Raw genomic sequence first — 9,891 nt, 5'->3', positions numbered from 1 at the left:
ATTTGACGACGACATCGTTCGGTGAATTGAGCGGCTTGCCGTCGTATCGATCGGCAAGCACGGTGATGGAACCGTCGTACTCGGTGCGCGTCACGCGGCGCGTCAGATGCTCGCACGTCACCAGCCGCCCTGCGCGATCGCGCGTGTTGCCGTTCGCATTGTTCGACGGCTTGCGGAACTCGCCGACCTGACCGCTTTCTTCATCCCATCGCAGGATGCGGTTGTTGGGAATATCGCTCCACAGCACGTAGCGGCCATCGCCGAACCAGACCGGCCCTTCCGACCAGCGCGCGCCCTGATAAAGACATTCCACCGATGCAGACGGCAGCCGCAGCGCGTTGAAACGCGGATCGAGCGTGCGGATGGCGGGATCGGGATAGCGGCGGTCTGACTGCGTCATGCGGTGTGTCTCCTTGTTGGGCGATGCGGACGATACGATGCGAACGATAGCGCGAAGGATAGCGTCAAACGCTCAGTTCGGTCCCAGCTCGCCATCGCGCAGTCGCCACAGGCTCAGCGGATTGTCGTCCGCGAGCGCTTCGGGCAAGAGCGTCGCCGGCAAGTCCTGATAGCACACCGGGCGCAGGAATCGTTCGATCGCCATCGCGCCGACCGAAGTCGAGCGGCTATCGGATGTCGCCGGAAACGGGCCGCCGTGGACCATCGCATAGGACACTTCGACGCCGGTCGGAAAGCCGTTCGCCAGAATGCGCCCGACCTTGCGCTCGAGCACCGGCAACAGACGGCGCGCGAGTTCGATGTCATCGCTTTCCATCAGCAGCGTGGCGGTCAACTGACCTTCGAGCTTGCGCGCCGTCGCGATCATTTCATCTTCGTCGCGGCATGTGACGATCACCGATGTCGGTCCGAAAATCTCTTCGGCCAATTGCGGCGTCGCCAGAAACTGCTCCGCCGTCACGCGATACAGCACCGGCAACGCGCCGCTCGCCGCCTTACCCTTCACGCCGGTCGCGAGCTGCTGTGCGCCCGACGCATCGCGCGCTTCGATTCCGCTTGCATAAGCCTTGGCGATGCCCGCCGTCAGCATCGACTGCGTCTCCTTCTTGCCGATGGCGACCGTCGCGTGATCGATGAAATCTTCCAGATCCGAGTCCGCCAGCGCGAACACCAGACCGGGATTCGTGCAGAACTGGCCGACGCCCAGCGCGACCGAATCGATGTAGGCGGCGGCGAGCGTGTCGCCCTTTTTGGCGAGCGCGCCCGGCAGCGCGAAGACCGGATTCACGCTGCTCATTTCGGCGTACACGGGAATCGGCACGGCGCGCCTGGCGGCGATATCGACGAGCGCCAGACCCCCGCGCCGCGATCCGGTGAAGCCGACCGCCGCGATCGCCGGATGCGCGACCAGCGCTTCGCCGATCGCATTGCCTTCGCCCACGATCAGCGAGAACACGCCTTCCGGCAAGCCGCTGTCCGCGACCGCTTTCTGCACCGCGCGCCCGACCAGTTCCGACGTGCCCAAATGCGCCGGATGCGATTTCACGATCACCGGACAGCCCGCTGCCAACGCGGACGCCGTATCGCCGCCCGCTACCGAAAACGCCAGCGGAAAATTGCTCGCGCCGAACACGGCGACCGGGCCGAGAGGAATCTTCTGCAGACGCAGATCGGAGCGCGGCAGCGGCTTGCGATCCGGTTGCGCGGAATCGAGCGTGGCGGCGAGCCATCGCCCTTCACGCACCAGCGATGCAAACAGCCGCAATTGTCCGACCGTGCGGGCGCGCTCGCCCTCGAGCCGCGCCTTCGGCAACGCGGATTCGGCATGCGCGCGCTCGATTAGCGCATCGCCGAGCGCGATGATGTTGTCGGCGATCGCTTCGAGAAATTGCGCGCGGGTTTCGTACGGCGCTTGCCGATACGCGTCGAACGCGGCATCGGCGAGTTCGCAGGCGCGCGCGACTTCTTTCGCGCCGCCGCCGCCGAATGGGGGATCGAGATCGATATTGCGCGCGGGATCGAACGCGCGGAGCGTGGCATCGGCGCCGCGTACCGCCGATGCGCCGATCAGCATTTCTCCGGTGATGTTCATGTCAGTTCCTCATTCGGGCATGCGGTGAATGTGGATTGGGGCGGTCGCATGGCGCGTGCCCGCGTATCGACTGAGCCTGGAATCAGCCGGGAAAAGCTATCACCGTCGGAAAGCGAGTGTCAAACGGCGAACGTTCAATGCGCGGGCGGCGCTTCAGGCTTCGGCGCGCCCGTTCCCGCCTTGCGGAACGTGATATGCGAAATCCGCCGCACCAGCAAACTCGCGGCGAGCGCGGCCACCGCCGTCAGCATCGTGCCAATATGAATCGATGCCACCAGCGCGTCGCGGGCGGCATCGAACAAGGCGGAAGCGTCCAGACCGGCGCGGGCGAGTTCGGCCATCAGACCGTCACGCATGGTTTCATCGACGAGAATGCGCGGGTCGGTAAAACGCGGCACCCATTGCGCCGACACCTGCGTGCCAAGCACGCTGATGGTCCGCCCGACCACGCTCGCATAGTGATGCGCGACAATCGTCCCGACGATACTCGTGCCCATCATCCCGCCGACCATGCGCGTGGATTGCAGCAGCGCCGTGGTAATGCCGAAGCGCTCGCGCCCCGCAATCTCCTGCCCGAAAATATTCATGTTGTTCAGGATGAAGCCGAGCCCGATACCGGTCGCGCCCATCGTGATTTCGACCCACAAGTGCGGCGTCACTGCGCGCACGAACGACAAACCGATCGACGACGCCAGCAGCAAGCCGAAGCCGATCGACAGAATCATCGTCGGCTTTTTGAGGTGAATCACGATGCGCGTGTTGATGAAGCTGCCCAGCGCAATACACAGCGCGATCGGCGTGGCGAGCAGCCCCGCTTCCTGCGGCGACAGGCCGAAGCCGCCTTGCAGCATCAGCGGCGCGAAGAAGATCAGCGAGAACATCACGAAGCCCGCCAGAAACGACAGCGTGAAGAGCGTCACCAGTTGCGGATCGCGAAAAATATCGAGCGGGATGATGGGATGCGGCGCGCGCTTTTCGCAGATCAGCAAGGCGATGGCCGCGACCACCACTGCGCCCGCAAGCGCGATATTGCGCGGCGTGACGCCGTCCTGCGGCACGGCTTCGATCAGCGTCTGAAAGCCGCCGAGCACCAGCGCCACGAGCGCCGCGCCAAGCCAATCGACCTTGACGCCGCCCGCGCGCGGCCGATGCAGATTCGGCAGATGCGACCAGATGAAATACAGCGCCGCCGCGCCCACCGGCAGATTGACCAGAAACGTCGAACGCCATCCCCAATGCTGGCTCATCCAGCCGCCCAGCGACGGCCCCGCCGCCGTGCCGATGCCGTATGCCGCCGCCAGCACCACCTGCCAGCGCACGCGGGCGCGCGGATCGGGGAACAGATCGGGAATCGCGGCGAACGCGGTGCCGACCATCATGCCGCCGCCCACGCCCTGAAGCCCGCGCGCCAGCGCCAGAAACAGCATGCTCGGCGCGAGTCCGCACAACACTGACGCCACCGTGAACGTGATGACCGCCGCGATCACGAAGCGTTTGCGGCCGAAGTAATCGCCCAATCGGCCGAAGACCGGCACCGTCACCACCGATGCCAGCAGATACGCGCTCGCAATCCACGCGTAAAACTCGAAACCGTGCAATTCCGCGACGATCGACGGCAGCGCCGTGCTCACCACGGTCTGATCGAGCGCCACCAGCATATTGACCAAGCCGATGCCGAGCATCGCGTAAAGCGCGGTTTTGAAGGATAAAACAGGCGAAGGCGGAGACTGTGGCGGAGTCGTGGGCGACATGCGGCTGGCTGGAAAAATGCGGGCGACGATGCAGGAAACGTGAGCGCCGCCCTTAATTAAGCGGGCGCTGACGGCGGGCAAATCGCATTGTACGTGCTGGCTTGCGGCGAATCGACTCATCGCAAAAATACGCGGCGCGCATACCACGGCGCTCCGTTATTCTGGAACGTCACATAAGGTCACATCACAACAAGGAGAAAGCGCCATGTTCAAACGAATCCTCGTCGCTATCGACGGCAGCCGCACTTCGCAACGCGCGTTGCAGACCGCGATCGATCTCGCCGCCACTCACGGCGCGGTGTTGCAGCCGTATTACGTGGTCGAAAGCGGGCCGCTTTATATGGATGTGCCCGGCTACGATCCGTCCTCGCTGCATACCAGTCTGATGGAACAAGGCGCGACGCTCGCCCGCGAAGCCGCCGACGCCATGAAGGCGCGCGGCGTGACCGGCGAAGTCGTCACGGTGGAAGCCACCGCCAGCGACGATGTCGCCACGCTGATCGTCGAAGCCGCAAACACATTCAATGCCGATGTCCTCGTGATGGGCACGCACGGTCGCAAAGGCTTTCAAAGGTTGATAGTCGGCAGCATTGCCGAACAGTGTCTGCGTCAAGCCACACTTCCAGTTCTGCTGATTCCGTCGGCGGCGGGTGGCGACACTGCGGAAAAGTCCGACGCGCCTTGACTTAGACGGATTTCGAAACATGGCGCCGCGTCACTTTTTCACAGGGTTGGAAAAGGGGGACATGGGACAATGTTCTTGCCATTGATCAAGGAATGATCGTTATGTCCGAACCTACCCGACCCAAGCGCAACACCGCTCACTGCCCGAGCTGCGCCATGCGTCATCTGTGCGTGCCCGAAGGCCTGCGCGCTCCCGATATCGCCCGGCTGGAACAGGTGATCTCCAACACGCGCGCGGTACGGCGCGGCGAAGCGCTGTTTCGCGCCGGCGATCCTTTCGATGCGCTTTATGCCGTGCGCTCCGGCTCCATCAAAACGGTGGTGACGCATGAAACCGGCCGCGAGCAAATGGTTGGCCTCATGCTGTCCGGCGACGCGCTCGGTCTCGACGGCATCGACCATTGGGAACACGCGTGCAATGCGCTGGCGCTGGAGGACAGCAGTGTCTGCGTGGTGCCCTTCGGTCTGCTCGAACGCGCCTGCCGCGAAAGTGACGCCTTGCAACGGCGCATGTATCGCATGATGAGTCAGGCGGTCAAACGCGAGTCGGACCATGTGTTGCGGCTCGGCATGTTGCGCGCGGATGAACGCGTGGCCAAGCTGCTGCTCGACATCTCCGCGCGTCTCTCCCGGCGCGGTTACGCCGCAGCCGAATTCACGCTGCGCCTGACCCGCGACGAAATGGGCAGTTATCTCGGCATGACGCTCGAAACCGTCAGCCGCACGCTGTCGCGCTTTGTCAAAGCCGGGCTGATCGAAGCCCACGGCAAGTCCATTCGCATCTGCAATTTCGACGGTTTGCGCGGCGTCTGAACGACGTGGCACGCGGTTCGCTAATCTCCATGTTTCCCTGACGATCGAAGGCGGCGCTTCTGCGCGGTCTTCGATTTCATGCGAAGCTGACACGCTTGCTACGGAGACTGGGCGACATGAACCGCGAACCTTCCCTGCGTCACCCTTTACTCGATCGCCTCGCCGAAGCGCGCCGCGTCACCGACGAATTGTTCGACGTGGTCAGGCCCGAGCATTTGTATGACCGTCCGATCGCCGAGCGGCATCGGATCGTGTTCTATATCGGGCATCTCGAAGCCTTCGACCGCAATCTCTTCGATCAACGCCTGTTCGATCTGCCGAGTCCCAACGAGGCTTACGATCAGTTGTTCGCCTTCGGCATCGATCCGGTGGACGGCGGCCTGCCGACCGACCAGCCGCACGACTGGCCCACGCTCGATGAAGTGCACGCGTACAGACAACGCGTGCGCGCCGATATCGACGCCAAGTTCCATCCGCTCGAACTTGCGGCCAACCCGCTTTCACCCGGCGAATCGCCTGCGCAATTGCTCGAAGTGGCGATCGAACATCGGCTGATGCACGCGGAAACGCTCGCGTACATGCTGCATCAATTGCCGGTCGATAGAAAAATCGCGCCTTCCGAGGCGCATTCGCGGCGCGCATCCGAACGGACGCTCGAACATGAAACCGTGCGCGTGCCAGCGGGCGAAGTCACGCTCGGTCTGACGCGCGAAAGCGGCGTATTCGGCTGGGACAACGAGTTCGGCGAAGTGCGGACCGAAGTGCCGGCGTTCGACATCGACCGTTTCATGGTGACGAACGGCGACTACCTGAAATTTATCGATGCAGGCGGCTACTGGAATCGCGCATTGTGGTCGGATGCGGACTGGCAGTGGAAAGAGGAATCGCGCATTGCGCATCCGGCGTTCTGGATTCCGGATGAAGACGGCTGGAAGCTGCGCACCATGTTCGAAGAAATCGATCTGCCACCCGACTGGCCGGTTTATGTGAGCTATGCGGAGGCCAACGCGTATGCACGCTGGTCCGGCAAGTCGCTGCCGACCGAAGCGCAATGGCAACGCGCGGCGACGGGCGCACCGCACGTCGCGGACGGCAACTTCGACTTCCGCCGATGGGACCCGTCGCCGGTTCAGGCGCATCCGGAAAATCGCAGTGCGTTCGGCGTGGAAGGCCAGTTCGGCAACGGCTGGGAATGGACCACGACGCCGTTCGGCCCGCTCGAAGGCTTCGAACCGTTTCCGTTCTATCTCGGCTACTCGGCGAATTTCTTCGACGGCAAGCATTTCATCATCAAAGGCGGCTCGCCGCGCACGGCGGCCTGCATGCTGAGACCGAGTTTCCGCAACTGGTTCCAGGGGCATTATCAGTATGTTTATGCCGGCTTCCGCTGCGTAAATGCCTGAACGCGTGATATCAGGCGACGGCCAGCTCCGGCCGAAACTGCGACGCCAGCCATAAGGCTTCCTCTTCGTCATTCACAAAAGTGACGAAGAGGTCGCCGGGTCGCTCGGCATGCGGCAGCGCCACGCTCCACATGCCGCTTTCCTCGCGAACGATGACGGGCGTTGCGTCCGTCTGAAATTCAGTGATCATCGCGCCTCCTCGAAGCGCAAGACGCCGCGTATTCGCGTACGCCTCTCTCAGATTATTTGGATTGGTTACGTGCTTATTTTGACCGGTACAAATTACGCGAGACGAATGAACGTCGGCTTTTTTGTCCGGATTCCATTGTGGCACGGGTTAGAAATATAGTCACTGCATCGGCTGTAATTTGCGTAGTTTCATGGAGTTAGCAACGCTTTTTAGCCGATGATCTCAACTTTTATCGTCTGATAAAAAGAAAAAGCCGACTCGACCGTGGATCGAATCGGCTGAAAAGTTCTGACATTCCGAGGGCCGCCAGAACCTGAGAGAGGGTACTTCAGCGATCAATACGTATGAATAAAGCTAACGGATGCGTCTGTCGATTTATTTTCTCGTGCTTTTCCGGAGTGCCTGCATAGATTGGTTAGCGTCCCGTATGGCGCAAACTTAAGATTACGGGCGCAATAATTATAATAACGCGCCTGTTAGCTTCGAGCGGCGATGTACGCGCGAATGATCTCGGCGAAGGACGCATCGCCTGCAAGCCCTGCGGCCCGCGCACGCTCGGTGTTCCACGCGCCCGGCCAACTGACGACAATCTTTTCGATGCGCTCGTCGCGCTGCCAGTCGATACGCGCGACCGCTTCATCGCCCGCAACTTCGCGCAGGGCTTCGACCATCTCGTTCACGCTCACCGACAAACCCGGCAGATTGATGATCGGCCGATTGCCCAGCGCGGCGCGACCGATTTCGCATCCGGCGATCAGCGCATCGGTGGCGCGTTGCGGTGACAGCAGCCACACGCGCGTGTCGCCATCGACGGGACACGTGGAGCGCTCACCGTTCAGCGGCTCGCGAATGATGCCGCTTACGAATGACGACGCTGCCGCGTTCGGCTTGCCCGGACGCACGCTGATGGTCGGCAGGCGCAGCACGCGGCCATCGACAAAACCGCGCCGGGTGTAATCGCACAGCAGCAGTTCGGCGATGGCCTTCTGCGTGCCATACGACGATTGCGGATTGAGCGCCGTATCGTCCTGCACGATGGCGGGCAAATCGCCGCCGTACACCGCGACCGAACTCGTGAACACGACGCGCGGCGCATGTCCCTTTGCGCGGCACACTTCGAGCAGCGCACGCGATGCGTCCAGATTGATCTTCATGCCGAGGTCGAAGTCTGCTTCGGCCTGACCGCTGACAATGGCGGCGAGATGAAATATCGCTTCGGTATCCGTATCGATATGCTGATTCAGCACTTTCAAGTCGGAGATATCGCCCGTTTCGGCGCGGACACGTCGATCATCGAACGTCGCACGCACCACATCCAGCAACACGATTTCATCGATTGGCTTGCCATCGAGTTCACCGCGTTCGAGCAAACGCTTCGCCACACGCTGGCCGATAAAACCCGCGCCGCCGGTAATCAGAATCTTCATGCTTGTTTTGGCCTCCAAAAATCATTCGATACGCTGGCCATCCGAGATATCGAATGCGACCGCTTTCGATACATCGAACACCAGTTCCATATCTGCACCTGCACGCGCGTTCGTGGCCGGATGCACGCGGCTGACCAGACGCTTGCCGTTGACCTGCGCGAACACGAGCGTGTCCGGGCCGGTCGGCTCGACCACATCGACACGTACTGCGAAACGTTGCGCCGTTGCAGCGCTTTCGCCATGCACGCTGCGCGCATCGGTAATGCGTTCCGGTCGGACGCCGATAATGACCTCTTGCCCCACGCGCGAGCGCAGCGCATCCGCATGCAGCAACAACACGCCACGCGTGATACCCGTATCGATCTCCAGTCCCACGCCCGCGCCTTGCGCAACGAGTCGGCCTTGGATGAAGTTCATCGGCGGTGCGCCGATAAAGCCCGCAACGAAGAGATTCGCGGGCGTATCGTAGATTTGTTGCGGCGGGCCGAACTGCTGCACGACGCCGTCCTTCATCACCGCGATGCGATCGCCCAAGGTCATCGCTTCGATCTGATCGTGCGTCACATACACGATGGTCGAATTCAGGCGTTGATGCATCATCTTGATCTCGGAGCGCATTTCTATGCGCAGTTTCGCGTCGAGATTGGAGAGCGGTTCATCGAACAGAAAGAGCGATGGATCACGCGCCAATGCACGGCCCATTGCCACGCGTTGACGTTGACCGCCCGATAACTGCCCCGGCTTGCGATCCAGCAAATGCTCGATCTGCAAGGTTTCCGAAACGCGGCTCACAATGCGCTTCTGCTCGTCCTTCGCCACCTTGCGAATGTTGAGACCGAAGGAAATATTGTCGCGCACGCTCATCGACGGATAGAGCGCGTAAGACTGAAACACCATCGCGATATCGCGGTCCTTGGGCGAGAGTTCGTTCACCCGCTTTCCGCCGATACGAATTTCGCCTTCGCTCACGCTGTCGAGACCGGCGATCATATTGAGCAAGGTCGATTTACCGCATCCCGATCCGCCGACGAGAATCAGAAACTCGCCATCGTCGATATCGATATCCACGCCCTTCAAAACAGCCGCGCCGTTTGCATAGCTCTTGTGTACGTTGTCGATCGAAAGACTTGCCATGTCGATATCCTTTAGCCTTTCACTGCGCCGGCGGTAAGGCCGCGCACGAAATATCGTCCTGCTAACAAATAAATCATGAGTGTCGGCAAGGCCGCGATGATCGCCGCTGCCATGTCAACGTTGTATTCCTTGGTTCCTTCCGATGTGTTCACGAGATTGTTCAGCGCGACCGTGATCGGCATGGAATCCGCGCCTGCGAATACGATGCCGAACAGGAAGTCGTTCCATATCTGCGTGAATTGCCAGATGAGACAGACCATCAGAATCGGCAGGGAAACCGGCAATAAAACGCGCGTAAAGATAGTGAAGAAACCCGCGCCGTCTATGCGTGCGGCCTTCACTAATTCACTCGGCACGCTCACGTAGAAGTTACGGAAAAACATCGTCGTGAAGGCGATGCCGTAGATCACATGCACGAGCACGAGACCCGTTGTCGAGT

10 protein-coding genes are annotated in these 9,891 nt (G+C 61.3%); 3 read left to right on the top strand and 7 right to left on the bottom strand.

The window, feature by feature from the left end; all coding sequences use genetic code 11:
• The 3 genes from P7F28_RS16770 to P7F28_RS16760 all read right to left on the bottom strand — a co-directional run.
• Nucleotides 1-400, bottom strand: a 400-nt coding sequence (locus tag P7F28_RS16770; RefSeq protein WP_277185649.1) for an SMP-30/gluconolactonase/LRE family protein, incomplete at its 3' end; no start/stop codon positions are given.
• Between the two features lie 72 nt (nt 401-472).
• Nucleotides 473-2,050, bottom strand: a complete 1,578-nt coding sequence (locus P7F28_RS16765; protein ID WP_277185648.1) for an aldehyde dehydrogenase (NADP(+)) — start codon at nt 2,048-2,050, stop codon at nt 473-475.
• A 134-nt stretch (nt 2,051-2,184) separates the two neighbouring features.
• On the bottom strand, nt 2,185-3,732 hold the full coding sequence (locus P7F28_RS16760; RefSeq protein WP_277185650.1) for an MFS transporter: 1,548 nt from the start codon (nt 3,730-3,732) through the stop codon (nt 2,185-2,187).
• Between the two features lie 274 nt (nt 3,733-4,006).
• Here P7F28_RS16760 and P7F28_RS16755 point away from each other — a divergent pair, with 274 nt between their 5' ends.
• From P7F28_RS16755 to P7F28_RS16745, 3 genes are all read left to right on the top strand, one after another.
• The gene (locus P7F28_RS16755; protein ID WP_277185647.1) at nt 4,007-4,486 is read left to right on the top strand and encodes a universal stress protein; all 480 of its coding nucleotides are present in this window, start codon (nt 4,007-4,009) and stop codon (nt 4,484-4,486) included.
• Between the two features lie 101 nt (nt 4,487-4,587).
• Nucleotides 4,588-5,298 carry a helix-turn-helix domain-containing protein gene (locus P7F28_RS16750; RefSeq protein ID WP_277185646.1) on the top strand — a complete coding sequence of 237 codons (711 nt, stop codon included), beginning with the start codon at nt 4,588-4,590 and terminating at the stop codon, nt 5,296-5,298.
• Nucleotides 5,299-5,414: 116 nt separating this feature from the next.
• Complete coding sequence (locus P7F28_RS16745; protein ID WP_277185645.1) at nt 5,415-6,701, top strand: SUMF1/EgtB/PvdO family nonheme iron enzyme; 1,287 nt, start codon at nt 5,415-5,417, stop codon at nt 6,699-6,701.
• A 10-nt stretch (nt 6,702-6,711) separates the two neighbouring features.
• Here the strand turns inward: P7F28_RS16745 and P7F28_RS16740 are convergent, their stop codons facing one another.
• The 4 genes from P7F28_RS16740 to P7F28_RS16725 form a co-directional block, all read right to left on the bottom strand.
• A complete protein-coding gene (locus P7F28_RS16740; protein WP_277185644.1) occupies nt 6,712-6,891 on the bottom strand; it encodes a hypothetical protein in 180 nt (59 codons plus the stop codon).
• Between the two features lie 476 nt (nt 6,892-7,367).
• Nucleotides 7,368-8,318 carry a D-erythronate dehydrogenase gene (gene denD, locus P7F28_RS16735; protein WP_277185643.1) on the bottom strand — a complete coding sequence of 317 codons (951 nt, stop codon included), beginning with the start codon at nt 8,316-8,318 and terminating at the stop codon, nt 7,368-7,370.
• A 21-nt stretch (nt 8,319-8,339) separates the two neighbouring features.
• Nucleotides 8,340-9,452, bottom strand: coding sequence for an ABC transporter ATP-binding protein (locus P7F28_RS16730; RefSeq protein WP_277185642.1), 1,113 nt, complete (start codon nt 9,450-9,452; stop codon nt 8,340-8,342).
• Between the two features lie 11 nt (nt 9,453-9,463).
• Nucleotides 9,464-9,891, bottom strand: a 428-nt coding sequence (locus P7F28_RS16725) for a carbohydrate ABC transporter permease (RefSeq protein WP_277185641.1), incomplete at its 5' end; no start/stop codon positions are given.

The organism is Caballeronia sp. BR00000012568055 (assembly GCF_029439455.1).
In the GTDB taxonomy this organism is placed as follows: Bacteria; Pseudomonadota; Gammaproteobacteria; order Burkholderiales; family Burkholderiaceae; genus Caballeronia.
Note: the sequence above shows the minus strand (reverse complement) of the source record. Positions and strands in the feature narration are given on the sequence as shown.